Here is a 20,122-nt window from a genome sequence, read left to right on the forward strand (position 1 = left end):
GCATGTGGGAGCAGGTGGTGTTCGCGTTCGTCACGCTGTTTTCCAGCGCGACGCACCAGTCGTGGGTGGAGCTGGCGCTCAAGTTCTTCCCGTTCGTGGTGCTGCTGGAGGCGCCGTTCTTCCTGCTCGTGTGCTCGGGCATGGTGAAGTACGGCCTGCGCGAGCACCGGCCCTACCTGCAGCGCGAGCGCTATCCGCGCGTGTCCTGCGTCATCACCTGCTACTCCGAGGGCGACGACGTGCGCAAGACCATCCAGTCGCTCGCCCAGCAGATCTACCCGGGCTTCATCGAGATCATCGCCGTGGTGGACGGCGCGGTGCAGAACGAGCCCACGCTGCGTGCGGCTCGAGGCGCGCGAGAACTGCTGGCCGGTGCGCGCCGGCGCGCGCTGGTGGTGCTGCCCAAGTGGCAGCGCGGCGGCCGCGTGTCTTCGCTGAACGCCGGCCTGTCGATCGCCAGCGGCGAGATCGTGATGGCGCTGGACGGCGACACCTCGTTCGACAACGACATGGTGCGCCATGCCACGCGGCACTTCGACGACCCCGGCGTGGTGGGCGTCGCCGGCAGCCTGCGGGTGCGCAACGCCCGCCGCTCGCTGGCCGCGCGCATGCAGGCGCTGGAATACATGCTGTCCATCGGCGCGGGCAAGACGGGGCTGTCGGAGTTCAACATCGTCAACAACATCTCGGGGGCGTTCGGCGTGTTCCGCGCCAGCTTCATCCGCAACCTGGGCGGCTGGGACGCGGGCACCGCCGAGGACCTGGACATGACGATGCGCATCAAGCAGTACTTCGGCCGCCATCCGGGCCTGCGCATCGTGTTCGACCCGCATGCCGTGGGCCACACCGACGCGCCGGACACCTGGCGCGTGTTCTTTCGCCAGCGTCTGCGCTGGGACGGCGACATGTTCTACATCTTCATCCGCAAGTTCCGCCTGAACCTGCGCCCGCGCCTGCTGGGCTGGCGCAATTTCCTCTTCGTGGTGGTGAACGGCCTGGTGATGCAGGTGCTCATGCCCTTCCTCATCGTGGCCTACACCGGCGTGATGCTGTTCACGCTGCCGGTGGGGGCGGTGCTGGGGGTGCTGGGGTTCGTCTACGCGGTGTACCTCGCGGCGCTGCTGTTCTATTTCCTGCTGTACCTCGTGGCCGTGTCCGAGCGGCCCCGGCACGACGCGGCCTACCTGCGGTTCCTGCCGCTGTTTCCGCTCTTCGCCTTCGTCAACCGCGTGCACTGCACGTTCTCGATCCTGCAGGAGGTCTTCCTGAAGACCCACCTGGACTCCGCGATGGCCCCCTGGTGGGTGCTGCGCAAAACCAAATTCTGATATGCCGCATCGCCTGGGGGAACGTCTTTTGCCATGGGCCGCGGTGCTGTGCCTGCTGGGGTGGGGCGCGGGCGCGCCGGCGGCCGAGCCGGCCCCGCCGCTGGCGCCCCCCGTGGTGGCGCTGGAGGCGCCGCCCGCACTGCCCGCCGACGTGCTGGCCCAGGCGCCCGCCACCCTGGCGGAGCTGGAAGGCTGGGCCGAGGTGCAGGCCCCGGCCGTGCGGCTGGCGCAGGCCGAGGCCGACGTGGCCGCGCAGCGCACCGGCGCGGCGCGCGCCGGGCAGGGCGCGCGCGTGTTCGGCGGCGCCAGCCTCGGGGGCGTTCGCGAGTCCGTCACCGACACCACCAGCCGCGACTACCAGCGCGGCCAGGCCCAGGTCGGCGTGCGCTGGCCGCTGCTGGGTAGCCGCGAGGCCCAGCAGCGTGGCGTGCGCGAGGCCGAGGGCGCCGAATCGCTGGGCCGGCTGCGGCAGGCCCAGGCGCAGCGGAACGTGCGGCTGGCCGTGCGCCAAGCCTATGTGCGGTTCGCGCACAGCCTGCAGCGGCGCCTGCTGGCGCAGGAATTCCTGTCCGTGCGCGCGCCCGTGGAGGCGCAGCTGCTGCATCGGCGCCAGGCCGGCGTGATGCTGGAGGCCGACCGGCTCGACCTGTCGGCGCTGTTCGACGGCGTGCAGGCCGCGCACGATGCCCAGCGCGCCGCGCAGTCCAGCGCGCTGCGCACGCTCGCGCGGCTGGCGGGGCAGCCCGTGGCGCGGGTGGACACCGCCATCCCGGGCTGGCCCGCGCGCTGCATGGACCGCGAGGCGCTGCTCGCGCAGGCGGGCGACGACCCCGCCATCGCCCAGGCCCGCACCGAGCGCGACACCGCCGCCGCGCAGCTGGAGAACGCGCAGCACACGGGCCTGGAGGCCGGCGTGTCGCTGTCGCAATCGGTGAGCCGCGACATCGGCGGCCAGCCGGGCCGCAGCACCGTCGTCGGCGTGGATTTCTCCATGCCCCTGGAGTGGCGCGCGCAGCGCGACGCCGCCCGGGGCCAGCTGCAGAGCGAGCGCGACCGGGCCGATCAGTTGATGGAACTGCGCCTGGGCGAATACCGCTCGGTGCTGGACCAGGCCCTGGCCGACTGGCAATTGCGTGGCGGCGAGATGCCCGGCTTTTTGAACCGGCTGCAGGCGGCCCAGGAGGGCCTGCGCGTGGCGCGCCTGCGGCTCGATGCCTTCGACGGCGACGGCTACTCGCGCCTGCTGATGGCGCGCTACGCCCTCTACCAGGCTTCGCTGCAGGTCGTCGACGGCTCGGAGCGCCGGGCGCTGGCCGCGCTCGACGTGCTGGCGCTCGGCAGCCCCTGCCCGCCGCAGCCGGGCGCGGCCGAGCCCCTGCCCGACCTGCTCGCGCCCGCGCTCACCGCCCTGTCCGCGCTGCCGCCGGCGGCGCGGGGCGAGCCGGCCCCGCCAGCCCGCGCGCCGGGCCTGGGGTGGTTCTCCTGGAGCGGGCAGGCGCTGCTGGACCGGCCCGCCCGGCTCGATGCCATGCCGCAGGACAGCCAGCGCGTGCTGCTGTCCTTCACCAGCGCGCAGTTGCGCGCCCTGGCCCGCCCGCCGGGCCGCGCCGCCCTGCGGCGCCTGCTGGAGCACGCGCACGATCGGGGCATGGCGGTGGAGCTGATGCTGGGCGAGCCCAGCTGGGTGCTGCCCGCCGGGCGCGAGGCCCTGCTGGCGCTGCTGGCGCCGTTGCGCCACCTGCCGTTCGACGGGCTCAACCTCGACCTGGAGCGCAGCCAGCTCGACGCCGCCGACCAGCCCGGCTGGGAGGACGGCACCGTGGCCACGCTGCGCGCGGTGCGCGCCGCCACGCCCTGGCCCCTGGCGCTGACCACGCACTACCGCGAGCTGCAGGTGCCCGGTCTCGCGCAGCGCCTGCAGGCCGCCGGCGCCACCGAGGTCGTGGCCATGGTCTACGTGAGCCGGCCAGAGCGCGCGGCCGAACTGGCGCGCCCGCTGGTGCGGCAGGCCGTGCCCGGCCTGCGGGTGGCGGTGGCCCAGAGCATGGAGGACTCGCTCACCCGCGAGGAAAGCAGCCATGGCGTGGGCCGCGCCGCGGCCCTGCAGCGCTGGCGCGCGCTCGCACAGTCCCTGTCCGACCTGCCGGCGTTCGCCGGCGTGGTCGTGCAGGCGTGGGAAGATTTTGAAGGGGCGGCCCCGTGAAGATCCAGTTCGACATTCCGCCGGGTTCGGCGCAAGAGGCCAACGGCCTGCCGGTGCGCTACGCCGCCGCCAAGCGGCAGGTGCCGCGCTGGCGCTGGTACCTGCTGCTGGCCATGGTGCTCGCAGCGCCGGCCTACCTGCTGATGCGCTTTGCCATCGCCTACTGGTGGGAGACGGCGCCCGGCTTCGTCGTCACCGAGCAGGTGGCCGTGGGCGTGCACACCTCCGGGCGCGTGGCGCGCATCGTGGCCGTGGGCGAGACCGTGCCCGCGGGCCAGCCGGTGATGGTGCTGGAGCCGCCCACGGCCGCGGGGGCGCCGGCCTCCACGGCCCTGGCCGCGCCGCTGGCCGCCGCCACCGATCCGGCCGTGGCCCAGGCCGTGGCGCAGGGCCAGGCCGCGCGCCTGGCCGGGCTGAAGGAGGCCGAGCGCCTGGCGCTGCGGCAGGCGGCCCTGCACCAGGAGCGCGTGCGCACCATGGAAGGCCTGCGCCTGCAGGGCGCGGCCACGCGCCAGGAACTGGATGGCGTGCGCCTGCAGGCGATGCAGGCCCAGGCCGGCGTGGACCGCGCGCGGGCCGAACGGGCCGAGACCGCCGCGCAGGTGGCGCGCGACCGCGCACTCGCCCAGGCGGCGCTGCGCGCGCAGAGCCCCATGCCGCTCGCGTCCCCGGGGGCGCCGGGCACGAACGCGGGCACGGGGCCGCTGGCCGCCGGCGCGGCGCTGCCGTCGCCCGACGTGGTCGCGCCCTTCGACGCCACCGTGGTGCGCCAGCTCGTTCGCCGCGGCGAGTGGGTGGTGCCCGGCACCGACGTGGCCGTGCTGCAGGGGCGAGGGGCGCCCATGGTGCACGCCTACGTGCTGCCCAACGAGGCGCGCTACGCCCAGGTGGGGCGCCAGGCCAGCCTGCAATTCATGGACGGCGGGCGCATCCGCGCCGAGGTGGTCGGCGTGGTGGCCGAGGCCGAACGCCTTCCCGCCGAGCGCGTCTCGCCGCTGTCGCCGCGCATGCCGTCGATCGTGGTGCGCCTGCGCCCGCTGGAGCCGCTGCCCGCGGCCTACCGCATCCACCAGTTGCCGCTGGATGTGCGGTTCGACTGGGTGTGGAGCGGGTTTTGATTAAAAACCCCTTCATGCCCTAGTATTGATTGCCTGTGTTGCTATAAAAAATATAGCATTATGCTTGCTTGCTTGCTTGCTTGCTTGCTTGCTTGCTTGCAGGCGGGTGTCCGCTCAAGCGCCACCCTGTGCGAGGGCGCGGGCCGATCCAGCGCGCTGGCATCCACCCGTCCGCGCGGTGCACCTGGCAGGCCGGCTGGCCTTCCAGGTGCCCGACACGGTTTCAACCCACGCGCCCCACTTGGGGCGCGACACGCTGGACACATCCCAGTCCGAAATATCGCCGTTGTTTCAATCCCACGCGCCTGCGAGAGGCGCGACGTCTGGCAGGCATCGAGCCCCCGTTCATCGCTTAGTTTCAACCCACGCGCCCCTGCGGCGCGACACAGGGACTGCAGCCCCTGCCGACCCCTCAGCGGATCATTGCCCGCGCCCGTCGAACCGGCGCACGCACTCCAGCGTCTGCGCCACGTCCTCGGGGCCCACGTCCAGGTGCGCCACCCAGCGCAGGCGCGTGCCCCGGCCGTAGAGGCCGCTGGTCACCCGCACGCCGTGCCGGGCCAGCCACGCGGTGAAGGCCGGGGCCACGTCGGCCTCCACGTCGGTGAACAGGATGTTGGTGTGGGCCGAGGCCACGGTCAGGCGCCCCTGCAGCACGGGGTGGCTGCGGCCGGCTTCGGCCAGGCCCTCGGCCAGCCGGCGCGCCAGGGCATGGTCGTCGGCCAGGCGGCGCACGTGGTGCTGCAGCGCGTGCAGCCCCGCGGCGGCCAGAAAGCCCGCTTGGCGCATGCCGCCGCCCAGGATCTTGCGCGTGCGCCGCGCCTGGCGGATGAAGTCGTGCGAGCCCAGCAGCAGCGAACCCACGGGGGCGCCCAGGCCCTTGCTCAGGCACACCGAGGCCGAGTCGAAGTGCGAGCAGATCGCGCGCGCCTCGTCGTACACGTCGGTGCCGTTCTTCTCGGCGTTGGCCGTGGCCGCGTTGAACATGCGCGCGCCGTCCAGGTGCATGGCCAGGCCGCGCGAGCGGGCGAGGGCGGCCACCTCGGCGATGTAGCCGGTGGGCAGCGGCTGGCCGCCGGTGGTGTTTTCCAGCACCACGAGGCGGGTGCGAGCGAAGTGCGGGTCGTCGGGCTTGATGGCGGCGGCGATGTCGGCCACGCGCAGCGTGCCGTCGGGCTGGGTCTCCACCGGCTGCGGCTGGATGGAGCCCAGCACCGCCATGCCGCCGGCCTCCCAGCGGTAGGTGTGCCAGCTCTGGCCCACGATGGCTTCGTCGCCGCGCTGGCAGTGGCCCATGAGCGCGATCAGGTTGGTCTGCGTGCCGGAGCAGGCGAACAGGGCGGCTTCGAAGCCGAGCAGTTGCGCCGCATGGTCCTGCAGGGCGTTCACGGTGGGGTCGTCGCCGAACACGTCGTCGCCGAGCGGGGCCTGGAACATGGCGTCGCGCATGGCCGGCGTGGGTTGGGTGACGGTGTCGCTGCGAAAGTCGGGCATCGGGAGGGGCTCCTGGTGGGGGCTTGGGGTCGAAAAGGGTCGGTCCGGCATCCTAGCGGCGTTGGGCGCACTGCGTCCATCGCGGCGGCGATGCGGGCGGGCGGCCTGCGGAAAGTGCGCGTGCTAAGCTGGCCCGCTCAATTTTTCGGCCTTGTTCGCCCCGTCTGCCGGCCAGCGCGGCCTGTGCGGCGTGTGCGGCGCGATGGCCCAGCCCTCACGGAGACAACCATGCCCGGCCTTCTGCCCGATATCGATCCCGACGGTCTGCTCGAATTCTCGGTGGTCTACACCGACCGGGCGCTCAACCACATGTCCCGGCGCTTCACCGGCGTGATGCAGGACATCCTGGCCACGCTCAAGGGCGTCTACCACGCCCACACGGCGGTGCTGGTGCCCGGCAGCGGCACCTTCGGCATGGAGGCGGTGGCGCGCCAGTTCGCCAACCGCGAGAAGGTGCTCATCGTGCGCAACGGCTGGTTCAGCTACCGCTGGAGCCAGATCTTCGATGCGGGCGCTCTGGGCGGCGGCGCAGTGGTGTGCCAGGCCCGCCGGCAGGGCGAGGGCCCGCAGGCTCCGTGGGCCCCGTGCCCGGCCCATGACGTGGCGGCCGCCATCCGCGCCGAATCGCCCAAGGTGGTGTTTGCGCCCCACGTCGAGACCGCCAGTGGCATTCTGCTGCCCGACGACTACCTGCGCACCGTGAGCGAGGCCGCGCACGACGTGGGCGCGCTCTTCGTGCTGGACTGCGTGGCCTCCGGCGCCGTGTGGGTGGACATGCAGGCCACCGGCGTGGACGTGCTGATCTCGGCCCCGCAAAAAGGCTGGAGCGGCTCGCCCTGCTGCGCCATGGTCATGCTCAGCGAGCGCGCCCGCCAGGCCATCGACGGCACCACGAGCAGCAGCTTCGCCTGCGACCTCAAGAAGTGGATGCAGATCGCCGAGGGCTACGAAAAGGGCCAGCACGCCTACCACACCACCCTGCCCACCGACGCGCTGGTGCAGCTGCGCGACGTGATGGTGGAGACGCGCGACTACGGCTTCGACAAGGTGCGCGCCGAACAGATCGAACTGGGCGCCCGGGTGCGCGCGCTGCTGCGCGAGCGGGGCTTTCCGAGCGTGGCCGCCGAGGGCTACGAGGCACCGGGCGTGGTCGTGAGCTACACCACCGACCCCGGCATCCAGAACGGCAAGAAGTTCATGGAGGCTGGCCTGCAGACCGCCGCCGGCGTGCCGCTGCAGTGCGGTGAGGGCCCGGACTTCCAGACCTTCCGCATCGGCCTGTTCGGGCTGGAGAAGTGGCACCACGTGGACCGCACCGTGGGCCACCTGGCCGCGGCGCTGGACCGGATCGCCGCCCCGCCAGCGCACTGAAGCGGCCCTGTCCCACAGGGGTCTCGGGCTATCCTTGCGCGATGCAGAGCACCCACGAAGACCAGGCCCGCGCACTGACCCGGGCCAAGTGGCTGGCCACCGGCCTGTTGCTGGCGGTGGCCGCCGTGTTCGCGCTGACCTATGCGCTGCCCCGCAGCCTGGCGGTGGAATGCGTGCGCGCCGTGGCCGAGGCGGCCATGGTGGGCGCCCTGGCCGACTGGTTCGCCGTGTCGGCCCTGTTCCGGCGCATTCCGCTGCCCTTCGTGCAGCGGCACACGGACATCATCGCGCGCAACAAGGCGCGCATCGGCGGCAACCTGGCGTCGTTCGTGCGCGACGAGTTCCTCGATGCGCCTTCGCTGGTCACCATGATCCGCCGCCACGACCCGGCCCACATGCTGGGCCAGTGGCTCACCTCGCCGGGCAACGCCGAGCTGCTGGCGCGGCAGATGTCGCGCCTGGCGCTGTCGGCGCTGGAGACGGTGGAGGACGAGCGCATCCAGCGCTTCATGAACGACGCCGCGCGCACGCTGATCGGGCAGATCGACCTGTCGCGCACCATGGCCATGGCGCTGGAGGCGCTCACCCACAACGGCCGCCACCAGGCGCTGCTCGACGACCTGCTGGCGCGCCTGTCCACCCTGGTGCGCGACCCGCAGACCCGCACCTTCATCGCCGAGACCATCGTGCAGTGGATCAAGCGCGAGCACCCGCTGAAGGAAAAGGTGCTGCCCACCGACTGGCTGAGCGAGAAGGGCGCGGGCGCCATTGCCCAGGCCATCGAGAACCTGCTGGCCGAGGTGGCCGGCAACCCGGCCCACCAGCTGCGCGGCACGCTGGACGGGGCGGTGCAGCGGCTGGTGGAGCGCCTGCAGTCCGACCCGGAATGGGCCGAGCGCGGCATGGCGATCCGCCACTATCTGCAAAACGACGCCACCCTGGGGCGCTACGTGCAGACGCTGTGGACCAGCCTGCGCGAGCGCCTGCAGCGCGACCTGGCCGACGAGGATTCGGCGGTCTCGCGCAAGGTGGCGGCCATGGGCCAGTGGCTGGGCCTGTCGCTCGCGGGCGATCCGGCGCTGCGGGTGCGGCTGAACGTGCGGCTGGAGCTGTGGGCGGCGCAGTGGGCGCCCGAGCTGTCGCAGTTCGTGGCCGAGCACATCCGCAACACCGTGGACCGCTGGGACGCCAAGGAGCTGACGCGCCTGGTGGAGCTGCACATCGGCAGCGACCTGCAGTACATCCGCATCAACGGCACGGTGGTGGGGGGCTTCATCGGCCTGCTGCTGTTCGTGCTGTCGCATGCGGACGACCTGGCGCAGGGCGTGGGCGCCCTGTTCGCCGGCTGAGGGGCCGGCGGCCGGGGGGCTGTCAGCGGTTGCCGCCGCGCGGGGTCTGTTCGGCGGCCTGGGCCTTGGCGATCGCCAGGATCACCTCGCGCGCCAGGCGGCGCTTGGGCACGGGCAGCTTCAGGTAGGTCTCGAACAGTTCGCGGTCTTCGTACCCCAGGTTCACGTGCCAGCGGGCGGCTTCTTCGCGCGCCTGCGGCGTGGGCGTGCCGAAGGCCAGTTCCTGCACCGGCATGCGCAGCCACTCGGCCAGGGTGATGAGCTTGCGGGCATCCGGCATGGTTTCGCCCAGCAGCCAGCGGCGCACGCCGTGCAGGGTCATGGGCTTGCCCCAGTGGCGGGTGTTGAACTCCCGCTCGAGGACGGAGGGCTTGGGTTCGTAGCCGGCAGCCACCATGGCTTGGCGTAATTTCTCGGCAAACAGTTGCTTGGGATCTTGCATGGGCGGCACGCTAGGCACGCCCGTTGGCCGTGGATTGACTCCGTCTTCGAGTTACGCGGCCATCGTGATTCGGGGTGACGATCAGCGACCGCGTCAATGGGGCTTGCCGGCCGGCTTGGGCTGATCGGCCGCGTGGGCCTTGGCGATGGCCAAGATCACCTCGCGCGCCAGGCGGCGCTTGGGCACCGGCAGCTTGAGGTAGGTGTCGAACAGCTCGCGGTCCTCGTAGCCCACGCCGACGTGCCACTGGGCGGCTTCCTCGCGCACCGCGTTGCCGTCGGCAACGCCGAAGGCCAGCTCCTGCACCGGCATGCCCAGCCACTCGGCCAGGGTGATGAGCTTGCGGGCATCGGGCATGGTCTCGCCCAGCAGCCAGCGGCGCACGCCGTGCAGGGTCATGGGTTTGCCCCAGTGCCGGGTGTTGAACTCCCGCTCCAGCACGGAGGGCTTGGGCTCATAGCCGGCGGCTGTCATGGCTTCTCGTAATTTCTCGGCAAACCGCTGCTTGGGATCGTGCATGGCGGCACGCTAGGCAGACCCCGTGACGGAAGATTGATTTTCGGATAAAGTCACGGCAAACAATTGATTAAAAGTCAACTTTCCGAATTCCGGCGGGCCTGTCAGGGCTTGGCCGAGGGTCTCGGCAGGGGAGCAAGAACGATGCACAAGGGATGGGTGGCGCTGGTCTGCGCCGGGATGGCGCTCGCCGGCTGCGGCGACGGCGCGGTGCGGCAGGTGAAGGGGCTGGAGCGCGGCGACGTGCCGGGCCGGGTGGTGGGCGCGGCGCTCGATGGCCGCGGGGCCTGCGCGGCCGTGCAGTGGCGCTCGTTCCAGGATGCGCGCGGGCGCCGCATCGTGGAGTATGCCTGCGAGCACCGGCCCGCCACGGCGCACTATGCGCGGCTCACGCGCGAGGCGCTCGCGGCCCTGCCGCCCGAGCCGGCGCGCGAGCCGGGCGGGGCCGAGGCGCTGTACCTGCTGCGCCAGCGGTCGGTCGATTTCCGGCGGGTGCGCGAGATCACCGAATGGCGCATGGACGCGCCCGCGCCGGTCTGGATCGGCTCGCGCGTGGACACCGAATACGCCAGCCACACCGCGCGCGAGCCGGTGTCGGCCGACTTCGTGTTCGCCGAGGCCGCGCACGACGGCCCGGACCTGTCGCCGGGCTACCGGCACCTGCTGGAGCGGGCATGGCGCGGCTACCGCCCACTGCCCGCCGCCGGGGCCGTGCACCACCGGCTCGCGGCGGCGCGGCCCGTCATGCGGGTGCCGCCGGCCGATCCCACCGTCCTCCATCCGTCCGAGCGGGCCTCCGCCACCTTGCGCCGAGGGGAGTGGTTGCGATGAACACCATGGAAGTCGACATCCACCTGGGCGAGGACGCCCGCTGGTTCTACGAGGCGCAGGGCGAGTGCCGCGGCCCGGTGCCCGACGACGAGATCGTGCGCCTGATCGATGCCCGGCGCCTGCCCCCGGGCCAGCGCATCTGGCGCCCGGGCCTGCCGTGCTGGGTGCCGGTGGAGCATTCAGAATTCCGACCGCACCTGGGGCCTCACCTGGGCCTGCCCGCGCCCGCCGATCCCTGGGCCGGCAGCGTGAACAACACGCTGGCCTGGCTGCTGGCCTGCGCGCCGGTGATGGGCGTGTCGCTGGAGGGTTTCGTGGCCTACCTCGTGTACCGCGATCCGTACGTGTCGCAACGCGCCGTGCAGTCGGGGGCGTTCTTCTTCCTGACGGTGGCGTTCAACGTGCTGCTGGCCTTCGTGGACGAGCGCTGGCTGTGGCGCGCCGGGCACGACACCGCAGGCTTTCGCGGCTGGGTGTGGCTGGCGCCCGCCTACCTCTACCGGCGCGCGCGGCGGCTGGGGCAGGGCCTCGCGCCCCTGGCGGCCTGGGTGGTGTGCCTGCTTGTGGTGCTGATGCTCTGAGCGCGGGAATGGGCAGCGGCCGGCCGCGCGCCGTTCAGAACCGCGGCAGGTCCGGGTGGGCGATCCGGCCGCCGCGCACCAGCATCTTTCCGTACTCCGCGCAGCGGTTGAGCGTGGGGATCACCTTGCCCGGGTTGAGCAGGCCCGCCGGGTCGAAGGCGGCCTTGAGCGCGAACATCTGCGCGTTCTCCTCGGTGGTGAACTGGGTGCACATGGAGTTGAGCTTTTCCACCCCCACGCCGTGCTCGCCCGTCACCGTGCCGCCCATGGCGACACTGGTCTCCAGGATGTCGGCGCCGAACAGCTCGCAGCGGTGCAGCTGGTCGGGGTCGTTGGCATCGAACAGGATCAGCGGGTGCAGGTTGCCGTCGCCCGCGTGGAACACGTTGGCGCAGCGCAGCCCGTATTTCTTTTCCATCGCGGCAATGGCCAGCAGGATGTCGGCCAGCCGCTTGCGCGGGATGGTCGAGTCCATGCACATGTAGTCGGGGCTGATGCGGCCGCTGGCCGGAAAGGCGTTCTTGCGGCCGCTCCAAAAGCGCAGGCGCTCGGCCTCGTCCTGGCTCACGGTGAGGGCAGTGGCGCCGGCCGCGCGCAGCACCTCGCTCATGCGGCCGATCTCCTCGTGCACTTCCTCGGGCGTGCCGTCGCTCTCGCACAGCAGGATGGCCTCGGCGGTGAGGTCGTAGCCGGCGCAGACGAAATCCTCCACCGCGGCGGTCATGGGCTTGTCCATCATTTCGAGGCCCGCCGGAATGATGCCGGCCGCGATGATCGCCGCCACCGCATCGCCGGCCCGGCGCACGTCGTCGAAGCTGGCCATGATGCAGCGCGCCAGTTGCGGCTTGGGGATGAGGCGCACGGTCACTTCGGTGGCCACGGCCAGCATGCCCTCGCTGCCGATCACCGCGGCCAGCAGGTCGTAGCCGGGCGAATCCAGCGCCTCGCTGCCGAAGGTGACGGGCTCGCCCTCCATGGTGAAGCCGCGCACGCGCAGCACGTTGTGCACCGTGAGGCCGTATTTCAGGCAGTGCACGCCGCCGGAGTTCTCGGCGATGTTGCCGCCGATCGTGCAGGCGATCTGGCTACTCGGGTCGGGCGCGTAGTACAGCCCGTGGGGCGCGGCGGCCTCGCTGATGGCCAGGTTGCGCACGCCGCACTGCACGACGGCGGTGCGCGCCACCGGGTCCATGCGCAGGATGCGGTTGAACTTGGCGAGCGACAGCGTCACCCCGAGGGCGTGCGGCATGGCCCCGCCCGACAGCCCCGTGCCGGCCCCGCGCGCCACCACGGGCACCGACAGCGCGTGGCAGGCGCGCAGCACGCCCTGCACCTGGTCCTCGGTCTCGGGCAGGGCCACGGCCAGCGGGCGCTGGCGGTAGGCGGTGAGCCCGTCGCATTCGTAGGGCGTGGTGTCCTCGGCCTGCCACAGCAGCGCATGCGCGGGCAGCACGGCCTGCAGCGCGGGGATCAGCCGCGCGCGGATGGCGGCGGCGGGGGACGTTGAGGGGGAGGGGGCGTTGGCGGTCGTCATGGGGTGCCGCGGGGCCCCAGGCGGGCACCGCTGAAAGGGCACTCTACGTCAATCCGGCCGCCAAACGGGGGGCTGGGCGGGCGAGTTCGCGTGAAGTTCTTTCGCGCCGGCCGTGAAAAGCTTTCCCGGAGCCGCCGCCGCCCGCGCGGCGAAGAACGGCGCGACCTCGCCGGCCTCCATGGGGTAGGCCAGGAAGTAGCCCTGTACCAGGTCGCAGCCCGCCTCGGAGACCATGTCCAGGATCTCCTGGGTTTCCACGCCTTCGGCCACGAGCTGGTAGCCCAGGCGCTGGCCCAGCGAGATGATGGTGCGCAGCAGCGTCCAGGCCTGCATGTCGTGGGCGATGGGCATCACGAGCGACTGGTCGAGCTTGAGCATTTCGGCCGGCAGCCCGCGCAGGCACGACAGGTTGCAGTAGCCGATGCCGAAGTCGTCCAGCGACACCTTCAGGCCCATGGCGCGGATCTCCTCCAGCACGCGCTGCGTGGCGCGGCCGGTCAGGGCGACGTTCTCGGTGCACTCGATGTGCAGCTGCTGCGCCGCCACGCCGTGCAGCGCGATGGCGTTGCGCAGCACGGTGGCGAAATCCGGGTGCTCCAGGTTGCGGGCGGACACGTTGATCGCCATGGTCATCTGCAGGCCCTGGCGGTTCCATTCCGCCAGCTGGGCCAGGGCCGTGTGCAGCACCCATTCGGTGAGTAGGTGGATCAGGGCCGTCTGCTCCACCTGCGCGATGAACTCGGCGGGCGAGACGTTGCCGTGGCGCGGGTGGCGCCACCGGATGAGTGCCTCCACGCCGGAAAAGCGCTGGTGGCGCACCTCGAACTGGGGCTGGTACACCAGGCGGAACTCGCCCTCCGCCAGGCCCTGCGTGAGGCCGCGCAGCAGCGCGAAGGCGCGGCGGTGGGCGGTGTCGGACTCGGGGGTGTACCAGACGAAGGCACGGTTCAGCTCGTCCGCCTGGTGCAGGGCCGACGTCGCGCGGCGCAGCACGTCGCCCGCGGATTCGGCATCCAGCCTGAAGCGCGTCAGGCCCGCCACCAGGTACAGATCCAGCACCACCCGGCTCATGCGGAACGCCTCCTGCAGGTGGCGCTGCACGCGCAGCACGGCCTGCTCCTGCGCCTGCGCGCTGCCTTCGGGCAGCAGGTAGGCAAACCGGGTTTCGGACGCGTGGTACAGCTGCACCTGCGGGCCCAGGGCCTGCATCAGGTGCGCCACCACGTCGCGCAGGCCGGCCTCCAGCGGTGCGATGCCGATGGCGCGGACGGCCTGCTGCAGGTCGCGGTCGCGGATCACGTCCAGCAGTACGAGCGTGCGCATTTCGCCCGGCGTCTGGTTGCACAGGCTCGTCAGGTCCTGCACGAGCTGGGCCCGGTTGTACAGGCTGGTGATCTCGTTGATGCGCCCGGCCGTGCGCTGCAGCGCGATTTCGTTCAGCACGAGCGCGGCCAGGTCCTGCAGCTGCTGGCACTGCACGGCATCGAAGGTGCGCGGGTGCTGGTCCAGGATGCAGAGGGCGCCCAGCGCCTGGCCGCCGGGCAGCACCAGCGGGGCGCCTGCGTAGAAGCGAACGCCCAGTTCGCCGGTCACCAGCGGGTTGTGGGCGAAGCGTTCGTCCAGCAGGGTGTCCTCGACCACCATCACGTCGGCGGACTGGATGGTGTGGTGGCAAAAGGCCACCGAGCGTGGCAGCTCGCGCGCGGACAGGCCCACGCGCGACTTGTGCCATTGGCGTTCGCTGTCCACCAGCGTCACCAGCGCGATGGGGGCGTCGAACAGGGCGCTCGCCAGCCGCGTGATGCGGTCGAAGCCGTCGCTGTCTGGCGTCTCCAGCAGGCCGGTGGCCCGCAGGGCGCAGATGCGCTGCAGCTCCGGTTCGAGCGCCGGGTCCGTGTCTTCGGGGCGGGGGATCGAACTCAGCGGTGGCACGGGCGGCGGTCTCCCAACGGCGTGATGAACGGGGGCGCGGCGCCCGCGCCTGCCAGGGGGCCGCACACCGCCAGGCGAGCGGGCCGCGCGCTCATGGCCGGCGCCCCGCCATGGCCTGCACCGATTCGAGCAGGGCCCCGATCTTGAAGGGCTTGCGCAGCGTGCCCGTGACGCCGATGGCTTCGCGCCAGGCATCGCGCTCCGGGTCGGGCAGCGAGGACATGGCCAGCACGGGCATGTCGGCCGGGCAGGCGAACGCCCCGCTGCGCAGGCGCGCCAGCAGGTCGGTGGAGGCAGCCGCATCGTCGCAATCGAGCACCAGGCCGAAAAAGGGCTGGGCTGCCAGCACGGGCAGGGCCCGCGCCACGCTGGTGGCTTCCTGGAAGTCCACCAGGCCGAGGTCGCGCGCGACCGAGACGATCGTGCGGCGCAGCACGAATTGCGGCTCCACCAGCAAAAGGATGGGCAGGGAGGGTGGACGGGTCATGCGTCTTTGTCTTTGCCGGCAATGGTTTCGTTGGCCAGGGTGCCCAGCGCCCGCAGCACGGCCCGCTCGGTCACGGTGAGGCTGCGGGGTTTGGTGTCGATGATGCAGAGCGTGCCCAGGCGCTCGCCGGTCGGCGCGCACAGCGGGGCGCCGGCGTAGAAGCGGATGTGCGGGGCCTGGGTCACCAGGGGATTGTCGGCAAAACGCGCGTCGAGGTTCGCATCTTCCACCACGAACAGGTCCGGCTGCAGGATGGCGTGGGCACAAAAAGACACATCGCGGCTGGTTTCGGGCACGGCGAGTCCGACGCGCGACTTGAACCATTGCCGCTGGTCGTCGATGAGGCTCATGAGGGCGATCGGGGCGTCCAGCTGTTCGGCGGCGAACCGCACGAACCGGTCGAAGCGCTCCTCCGGGGGCGTGTCGAGCAGCATCAGTTCCTGCAGCGCGCGCAGGCGCTGCGCTTCGTTCTCGGGGGTCCTGGCTGGGGTCATGGGGGGTGGGTCCTTGGGAGAAGGGTGGGGTGCGTCAGCCGAGCAGGTAGGCCATCTGGCCCAGATCGACCACGACCATGCTGGCGCTGGCGCCGCCGCGCTGGTGCGTGACCATGCGGAACTCGCCCACCGAGCCGAGCCGCATTGCGCGCACGTCGGCGCGGTGGGCCGGCAGCCAGTCGCACAGCCGGGCAATTGCGATGCCCACGGTCGCGTGATCCGCCGGGTCGGGTTGCAGCAGGATGGCCATGCGCGGCGGCTCGGCGCCAGGCCGGCCGTTGAGAGAAGGCATGCACGCCACTTTCAGCGTCGTGCCGCGCCAGTCCATCACGGCGGTCCGGCCCCGGACCAGCTCGTCGATGACCGGCTGCGGCAGGTCGACGACGCCGACCACGTGGTCCACCGGCGAGGCATAGAGCGCGTCGGCCTCGAACACCAGAAAGTGGCCGCCGGCCTGGTCCGCGTCGGCCTGCGCATCCGTCGGCGCACCGCCGGCACCCTCGGCCCCGTCCACCGGCGCAGCCGCGGGCGCCACTTCGCTCACGGCTGCCTCGGGCACGGCTTCGAACAGCTTGCCGATGTCCAGCACCCGCAGCGTGCCCAGGCCGGCCACCAGGGCCAGGCCCTTGAGCAGCGGATCGCCGGGGGTGGGCGCCAGGTCGGCCTCGGCCAGGTCGGCCAGTTGCCTGCAGGTGTCCGCCGTGAGGCCGATCCACTGCCCCTGGCTTTCCAGCACGGCCACCCAGGGGCGCAGCGCGGCACCGGCGGCCACGTCCACCAGCGGCAGCTTGCGGCCGCGCAGCGTGCTGATGGCCACCGTGAAGTGGCCGGGGGGCACGTTCAGTTCGATGCGCGGCACTGGCACCACCGTGTGGATGGCGCGCGCCGGCACGGCCCACAGGTCGTCGCCCACGGCGAAGACCGCATGCCGCTCGGCCAGCGCCTGGTGGTCCAGGGGGCGGGCTGCCGACGGCTCGGCGGCGGTCGCAGGGGCCGGGTCCGTGGCCAGCGCAGGGTCGTCGCACCACACCTGGCACAGGGCCATGAGGCGTTCGACCTCCAGCACCGACAGGATCGGCGCGCCGGCCGAGGCGGGCACGACCGACTGGAACAATTCCTCCTGGCCGCCGTCATGGTGCACGCGCACGATGGCCTGCGGATCGACGGGCTTCACGCCCAGGACCTCGTCCACCCGCACCCCGATCCGCGCCGGCCCCGCGTGCAGCACCAGCACCCGTTGTGGCGCGCCGCCGGCGGGCGAGGCGGCGATGGGCAGCCAGCGCTCCAGCGACACCACCGGCACCGGCCGGCCCTGCAGGTCGATCATGCCGGCCAGGGCGCCCTGGCGGCGGGGCGGGGCCGCCAGGCCCTGCGGCGGGATGGCGATCGCGCGCTCCACATGCACCGCCGCGATGGCGATGTGGCAATCGCCCACGCGCACCCGCACATGCGCCTGGGCGCGCGCGGGGGCGTCGGCCGCCGCTGGCGTGGAGGGGCTGCCCGGTGGGGTCATGCGCCCGGGCGCCCGGAGCTGGCGCCTTGCAGCTTGTCCAGCAGCACGACGACGTCCTGGGTGGAGGTTTCCTGCGCCAGCATGGCGTTGCGGATCTCGCCGATGGACTGGCTGGTGCTGTCCACCGCGGCCAGGATGCGGCTGAAGGCCGCGCCCACCTCTTCGGACAGGCGCCCGCCTTCGGCCACGCGGGCCACGCTGCTGCCCACGAGCTTGGAGATTTCCTGGGCGGCGAGCGCCGACTTTTCCGCCAGCTTGCGTACCTCGTCGGCCACCACGGAAAAGCCGATGCCGTGCGGCCCGGCGCGCGCGGCCTCGATGGCGGCATTGAAGGCCAGCAGATGCGTCTGGCTGGAGATCTCGCCGATGGTGGCCACGATGTCGCGGATGTCGGCGGACGACTGCTCGATGGCGGCGATGGCCTCGCGCGAGCGCGCCAGCACCTGGTGGCCCTGGCCGGCCTCGCGCTGGGTCTGGGTGGCCAGGTCGGCCGAGCGCTCGGAGTTGCGCGCCACCTGCTGGATCGAGTCCGAGATGGTGTGCAGCACGGCGCCGATGTCCCGCACCTTCTGCGACACGGCGGTCTCGCGTTCGACCTGCTCGGTCACGTTGACCGCGAACTTCACCACCTTGTACACGCGGCCTTCCACGTCGAAGATGGGGTTGTACGTCGCCTGGATCCAGATGCCGGCGTCGTGCTTGCCGATGCGCCGGTAGCGCGCGCTCTGGAACTTGCCTTCCCCCAGGTCCGCCCAGAAGTCGCGGTAGGTCTGCGTCTTCACGAAATCGGGGTCGCAGAACATGCTGTGGTGCTTGCCGCGGATCTCCTCGAGCGTGTAGCCCATGGTGCGCAGGAAGTTCGGGTTGGCGGTGAGGATGCGGCCATCCACGCCGAATTCGATCACCGCCTGCGACAGGCCGATGGCATCGAGCTTGCCCTTGGTCTCCGCAGACTGGCGCGTTTCCTCGGAGATGTCGGTGGCGAACTTCACCACCTTGTAGGGCTTGCCGGAGGAGTCGAGGATGGGGTTGTACGACGCCTGGATCCACACGTCCGAGCCGTCCTTGGCCACGCGGCGGTAGCGCCCGGCATCGAATTCCCCGCGGGCCAGCCGCTCCCACAGCCGCGCGTAGTCCGCCGAGCGCACCACCTCGGGCGTGCAGAACATGCGGTGGTGCTGGCCGATGACCTCGTCCTCGGTGTAGCCGAACACCTTCAGGAAATTGGGGTTGGCGTGCAGCACCTTGCCGGTCAGGTCGAACTCGATCATGGCCTGCACCCGGTTCATCGCGGCGATCTTGCCCTCGAAGTCGGCCTGGGCCTGGCGCGCCTGGGTCACGTCGGTGGCCAGCTTGACGACGCCCACGGGCCGCCCGGCGCTGTCGAAGATGGGGTTGTAGGAGGCCTGCAGCCACACCGGCTCGGCCGTCCGGGTCAGGCGCTGGAACACGCCTTCGACGATCTCGCCGGCGGCCAGGCGCTCCCACATGGCACCGTAGGCCGCGCTGGCCGCCACCTCGGGCGGGCAGAAGATGCGGTGGTGCTGCCCGACGATGTCATCAAGGGCGTAGCCCATGCGGGCCAGGAACAGGGGGTTGGCATGCTGGACCTTGCCGGCCAGGTCGAATTCGATGGTGCATTGCACCCGTTCCAGCGCGGCCAGCAGGCCCGTGGTGCGTGCGCGTTCCAGCTCGGACGCGGCAAGGGGGTCTGTGAAGGCGTTCATGGTCGCAAAGTCCTGGTGGGCGGCATCAAGGGGTTATCGGCCACTGCAGCCCCAGGCTTGAATGCCGGGCCCGCTGGAAAACCGGCGAGGCGTAATGTGATGGTTTGAAGCCGCTCCCGCCGCCGACGTCGCAATAGACCCGCGCCGACGCGGGGCCTTTGGGAATCTTGACGGCCCTGCGGGCGTCGCGCAAGCCCGCGGCGGCCGAAACCGGGGGTTTTTTGCCCGCCGTCGCCGCCCGGCGCCGGAGCGCGGGGCGGCTTTCACCCCTTGTCAGGCCATGGTGCGGCGCAGCCAGTCGGTGAAGGCCGCGCACTCCCAGCGGTCCATGGTGCCGGTGCGCCAGCACAGGTAGTGGGCATGCGGGCTGGGCGCCTCGCCGGGAAAGAGCCGCACCAGGGTGCCGTTTTCCAGCCAGGGCGCGCCCAGCTTGAGCCGCACCAGCGCCACGCCCATGCCGGCCGCGGCGGCGTCGCACATCAGGCCGATGTCGTTGAACTGCGAGCCCTCGCTGGGCTCGGCCCAGTCCAGGCCGCTGGCGCCGAACCAGGTGCGCCAGGGCTCCAGCGGGCTGCGCAGCAGGGCCACGCCCTCCAGGTCCTCGGGCCGCTCGAAGGGGCCGTGTTCGCGCACGAAGGCGGGCGAGGCGAGCGGCGTGACCCGGTCGCGCGCCAGTTCCACGTGCTCCAGGTCGGCGTAGTGCCCCGGGCCGAAGCGCACGATCAGGTCGGCATCCTCGGCCACCACGTCCAGCAGCGGGATGGACACCTGCAGCGCCAGGTCGATCTCGGGATAGGCCTCGGTGAACTGGCGCAGGCGCGGGATCAGGATGGCGCGGGCGAAGGTCGGCGTCACCGCCAGCTTGAGCCGCCGCTTGCCCGGCGCCGTGGCCGCGCCCGGAAAGCGCTGCAGCGCGCCCAGGCCTTCGCGCACATGGGCCAGATAGGCGCTGCCTTCGGTGGTGAGCGAGAAATCGGCGCGGCCGAACAGCCGCACGCCCAGGATCTGCTCGAGCTGGCGCACGCGGTGGCTGACGGCGCTGGGCGTCACGCACAGCTCGTCGGCGGACTGCGTCACGCTGCGCAGGCGGGCCAGGGCCTCGAAGGTCAGCAGGCACTGGATGGGCGGGATGCGCCGGCCGGTCGCCCCCGGCCCGTCCCCGCCGGAGCCAGCGCCGTCCGGGTCGGCCGCGCGCACCGCGC

General features: G+C 71.9%; 17 protein-coding genes. 7 read left to right on the forward strand and 10 right to left on the reverse strand.

Annotated elements, in window-relative coordinates:
- Window positions 1-2 precede the first annotated feature (2 nt).
- From AVTE2539_RS21055 to AVTE2539_RS21065, 3 genes are read left to right on the forward strand one after another with little or no spacing between them, the layout of a single operon-like run.
- A complete protein-coding gene (locus AVTE2539_RS21055) occupies window positions 3-1,328 on the forward strand; it encodes a glycosyltransferase family 2 protein (RefSeq protein WP_284413598.1) in 1,326 nt (441 codons plus the stop codon).
- 28 nt (window positions 1,329-1,356) lie between these two features.
- The gene (locus tag AVTE2539_RS21060; RefSeq protein WP_284413600.1) at window positions 1,357-3,531 is read left to right on the forward strand and encodes a TolC family protein; all 2,175 of its coding nucleotides are present in this window, start codon (window positions 1,357-1,359) and stop codon (window positions 3,529-3,531) included.
- On the forward strand, window positions 3,528-4,649 hold the full coding sequence (locus AVTE2539_RS21065) for an HlyD family secretion protein (RefSeq protein WP_284413602.1): 1,122 nt from the start codon (window positions 3,528-3,530) through the stop codon (window positions 4,647-4,649). Before AVTE2539_RS21060 ends, AVTE2539_RS21065 begins: the two co-directional genes overlap by 4 nt.
- A gap of 420 nt (window positions 4,650-5,069) precedes the next feature.
- On the opposite strand, the gene ltaE is transcribed toward AVTE2539_RS21065, so the two are convergent.
- A complete protein-coding gene (ltaE, locus tag AVTE2539_RS21070) occupies window positions 5,070-6,143 on the reverse strand; it encodes a low-specificity L-threonine aldolase (protein ID WP_284413604.1) in 1,074 nt (357 codons plus the stop codon).
- A gap of 228 nt (window positions 6,144-6,371) precedes the next feature.
- Between ltaE and AVTE2539_RS21075 the strand changes: the two genes are divergently transcribed.
- Both AVTE2539_RS21075 and AVTE2539_RS21080 read left to right on the forward strand, forming a co-directional pair.
- The gene (locus tag AVTE2539_RS21075; RefSeq protein WP_284413606.1) at window positions 6,372-7,514 is read left to right on the forward strand and encodes an aminotransferase class V-fold PLP-dependent enzyme; all 1,143 of its coding nucleotides are present in this window, start codon (window positions 6,372-6,374) and stop codon (window positions 7,512-7,514) included.
- A gap of 41 nt (window positions 7,515-7,555) precedes the next feature.
- A complete protein-coding gene (locus AVTE2539_RS21080) occupies window positions 7,556-8,863 on the forward strand; it encodes a DUF445 domain-containing protein (RefSeq protein WP_284413608.1) in 1,308 nt (435 codons plus the stop codon).
- A gap of 22 nt (window positions 8,864-8,885) precedes the next feature.
- On the opposite strand, the gene AVTE2539_RS21085 is transcribed toward AVTE2539_RS21080, so the two are convergent.
- Both AVTE2539_RS21085 and AVTE2539_RS21090 read right to left on the reverse strand, forming a co-directional pair.
- Window positions 8,886-9,305, reverse strand: coding sequence for an XRE family transcriptional regulator (locus AVTE2539_RS21085; RefSeq protein ID WP_272566942.1), 420 nt, complete (start codon window positions 9,303-9,305; stop codon window positions 8,886-8,888).
- A 93-nt stretch (window positions 9,306-9,398) separates the two neighbouring features.
- On the reverse strand, window positions 9,399-9,824 hold the full coding sequence (locus tag AVTE2539_RS21090; RefSeq protein ID WP_272566944.1) for an XRE family transcriptional regulator: 426 nt from the start codon (window positions 9,822-9,824) through the stop codon (window positions 9,399-9,401).
- A 141-nt stretch (window positions 9,825-9,965) separates the two neighbouring features.
- Here AVTE2539_RS21090 and AVTE2539_RS21095 point away from each other — a divergent pair, with 141 nt between their 5' ends.
- Both AVTE2539_RS21095 and AVTE2539_RS21100 read left to right on the forward strand, forming a co-directional pair.
- Window positions 9,966-10,652, forward strand: coding sequence for a hypothetical protein (locus AVTE2539_RS21095; protein WP_284413611.1), 687 nt, complete (start codon window positions 9,966-9,968; stop codon window positions 10,650-10,652).
- Window positions 10,649-11,233 carry a GYF domain-containing protein gene (locus tag AVTE2539_RS21100; protein WP_284393963.1) on the forward strand — a complete coding sequence of 195 codons (585 nt, stop codon included), beginning with the start codon at window positions 10,649-10,651 and terminating at the stop codon, window positions 11,231-11,233. Before AVTE2539_RS21095 ends, AVTE2539_RS21100 begins: the two co-directional genes overlap by 4 nt.
- Before the next feature lie 34 nt (window positions 11,234-11,267).
- On the opposite strand, the gene AVTE2539_RS21105 is transcribed toward AVTE2539_RS21100, so the two are convergent.
- The 7 genes from AVTE2539_RS21105 to AVTE2539_RS21135 all read right to left on the reverse strand — a co-directional run bounded on the left by AVTE2539_RS21105 (window position 11,268) and on the right by AVTE2539_RS21135 (window position 20,117).
- Complete coding sequence (locus tag AVTE2539_RS21105) at window positions 11,268-12,767, reverse strand: FAD-linked oxidase C-terminal domain-containing protein (protein WP_284413613.1); 1,500 nt, start codon at window positions 12,765-12,767, stop codon at window positions 11,268-11,270.
- A 48-nt stretch (window positions 12,768-12,815) separates the two neighbouring features.
- Complete coding sequence (locus AVTE2539_RS21110) at window positions 12,816-14,699, reverse strand: bifunctional diguanylate cyclase/phosphodiesterase (RefSeq protein WP_284413615.1); 1,884 nt, start codon at window positions 14,697-14,699, stop codon at window positions 12,816-12,818.
- A gap of 91 nt (window positions 14,700-14,790) precedes the next feature.
- A complete protein-coding gene (locus AVTE2539_RS21115; RefSeq protein ID WP_284393956.1) occupies window positions 14,791-15,186 on the reverse strand; it encodes a response regulator in 396 nt (131 codons plus the stop codon).
- Window positions 15,183-15,680, reverse strand: a complete 498-nt coding sequence (locus AVTE2539_RS21120) for a GAF domain-containing protein (RefSeq protein ID WP_284393954.1) — start codon at window positions 15,678-15,680, stop codon at window positions 15,183-15,185. The genes AVTE2539_RS21115 and AVTE2539_RS21120 overlap by 4 nt, the downstream gene beginning before the upstream one ends.
- A gap of 34 nt (window positions 15,681-15,714) precedes the next feature.
- Window positions 15,715-17,193, reverse strand: a complete 1,479-nt coding sequence (locus AVTE2539_RS21125) for a chemotaxis protein CheW (RefSeq protein ID WP_284413618.1) — start codon at window positions 17,191-17,193, stop codon at window positions 15,715-15,717.
- Window positions 17,190-18,920 carry a methyl-accepting chemotaxis protein gene (locus tag AVTE2539_RS21130; protein WP_284413620.1) on the reverse strand — a complete coding sequence of 577 codons (1,731 nt, stop codon included), beginning with the start codon at window positions 18,918-18,920 and terminating at the stop codon, window positions 17,190-17,192. Before AVTE2539_RS21130 ends, AVTE2539_RS21125 begins: the two co-directional genes overlap by 4 nt.
- A 273-nt stretch (window positions 18,921-19,193) precedes the next feature.
- Window positions 19,194-20,117 (reverse strand): LysR substrate-binding domain-containing protein, encoded by a 924-nt coding sequence (locus AVTE2539_RS21135; protein ID WP_284413670.1) that lies wholly within the window; start codon window positions 20,115-20,117, stop codon window positions 19,194-19,196.
- Between the last annotated feature and the right edge of the window lie 5 nt (window positions 20,118-20,122).

This window comes from Acidovorax sp. SUPP2539 (genome assembly GCF_030158975.1).
In the GTDB taxonomy this organism is placed as follows: Bacteria; Pseudomonadota; Gammaproteobacteria; order Burkholderiales; family Burkholderiaceae_C; genus Paracidovorax.

What these genes read in the sequence shown, in the direction of transcription:
- AVTE2539_RS21055 (WP_284413598.1), top strand. Translation starts at nt 3, where the DNA reads ATGTGGGAGCAGGTGGTGTTCGCGTTCGTCACGCTGTTTTCCAGCGCG.
- ltaE (WP_284413604.1), bottom strand. Translation starts at nt 6,143, where the DNA reads ATGCCCGACTTTCGCAGCGACACCGTCACCCAACCCACGCCGGCCATG.
- AVTE2539_RS21075 (WP_284413606.1), top strand. Translation starts at nt 6,372, where the DNA reads ATGCCCGGCCTTCTGCCCGATATCGATCCCGACGGTCTGCTCGAATTC.
- AVTE2539_RS21080 (WP_284413608.1), top strand. Translation starts at nt 7,556, where the DNA reads ATGCAGAGCACCCACGAAGACCAGGCCCGCGCACTGACCCGGGCCAAG.
- AVTE2539_RS21085 (WP_272566942.1), bottom strand. Translation starts at nt 9,305, where the DNA reads ATGCAAGATCCCAAGCAACTGTTTGCCGAGAAATTACGCCAAGCCATG.
- AVTE2539_RS21090 (WP_272566944.1), bottom strand. Translation starts at nt 9,824, where the DNA reads ATGCACGATCCCAAGCAGCGGTTTGCCGAGAAATTACGAGAAGCCATG.
- AVTE2539_RS21095 (WP_284413611.1), top strand. Translation starts at nt 9,966, where the DNA reads ATGCACAAGGGATGGGTGGCGCTGGTCTGCGCCGGGATGGCGCTCGCC.
- AVTE2539_RS21100 (WP_284393963.1), top strand. Translation starts at nt 10,649, where the DNA reads ATGAACACCATGGAAGTCGACATCCACCTGGGCGAGGACGCCCGCTGG.
- AVTE2539_RS21105 (WP_284413613.1), bottom strand. Translation starts at nt 12,767, where the DNA reads ATGACGACCGCCAACGCCCCCTCCCCCTCAACGTCCCCCGCCGCCGCC.
- AVTE2539_RS21115 (WP_284393956.1), bottom strand. Translation starts at nt 15,186, where the DNA reads ATGACCCGTCCACCCTCCCTGCCCATCCTTTTGCTGGTGGAGCCGCAA.
- AVTE2539_RS21120 (WP_284393954.1), bottom strand. Translation starts at nt 15,680, where the DNA reads ATGACCCCAGCCAGGACCCCCGAGAACGAAGCGCAGCGCCTGCGCGCG.
- AVTE2539_RS21125 (WP_284413618.1), bottom strand. Translation starts at nt 17,193, where the DNA reads ATGACCCCACCGGGCAGCCCCTCCACGCCAGCGGCGGCCGACGCCCCC.
- AVTE2539_RS21130 (WP_284413620.1), bottom strand. Translation starts at nt 18,920, where the DNA reads ATGAACGCCTTCACAGACCCCCTTGCCGCGTCCGAGCTGGAACGCGCA.